We start from the raw sequence: 757 nt of genomic DNA, 5'->3' as shown, positions 1-757 counted from the left end.
CCGGCACCTGGAAGGACCTCACCGACAACGTCAACTTCATGGCCTCGAACCTGACCGCGCAGGTCCGCAACATCGCCGACGTCGCAACCGCGATCGCGAGCGGCGACCTGTCGAAGAAGATCACGGTGAACGTGTCCGGCGAGATCCTTCAGCTGAAGGAAACGCTCAACACCATGGTCGACCAGCTCAACGCCTTTGCCGGCGAGGTCACGCGCGTCGCCCGCGAGGTCGGCACCGAAGGGCGGCTCGGCGGCCAGGCCAACGTGCTCGGCGTCGCCGGCACCTGGAAGGACCTCACCGAGAGCGTCAACTCGATGGCCTCGAATCTGACGGCGCAGGTCCGCAACATCGCTGAGGTGACGACGGCGGTCGCGGGCGGCGACCTGTCGAAGAAGATCACGGTGGACGTGCGCGGCGAGATCCTGGAGCTGAAGGACACCATCAATACGATGGTCGACCAGCTCAACGCCTTCGCCGGCGAAGTCACGCGCGTGGCGCGCGAGGTCGGCACTGAAGGCAAGCTCGGCGGCCAGGCCGTCGTGCGCGGCGTCGGCGGCACCTGGAAGGATCTCACCGACAGCGTCAACTCGATGGCCTCCAATCTCACCGGCCAGGTCCGCAACATCGCCGAGGTCGCGACCGCGGTGGCGAAGGGCGACTTGTCCAAGAAGATCACCGTGAACGTATCGGGCGAGATCCTTCAGCTGAAGGAAACGCTCAACACCATGGTCGACCAGCTCAACGCCTTTGCCGGCGA

1 protein-coding gene is annotated in these 757 nt (G+C 65.4%); it reads left to right on the top strand.

What is annotated here, in order from left to right:
• On the top strand, nt 1-757 hold a 757-nt coding region (locus AX729_RS24380), incomplete at both ends, for a HAMP domain-containing protein (RefSeq protein WP_156457185.1).

The sequence above is a fragment of the Bradyrhizobium sp. CCH5-F6 genome (assembly GCF_001556045.1).
Classification (GTDB): Bacteria; Pseudomonadota; Alphaproteobacteria; order Rhizobiales; family Xanthobacteraceae; genus Bradyrhizobium.
The sequence above is the reverse complement of the archived record's forward strand: the minus strand, read 5'-3'. Positions and strand labels throughout refer to the sequence as shown.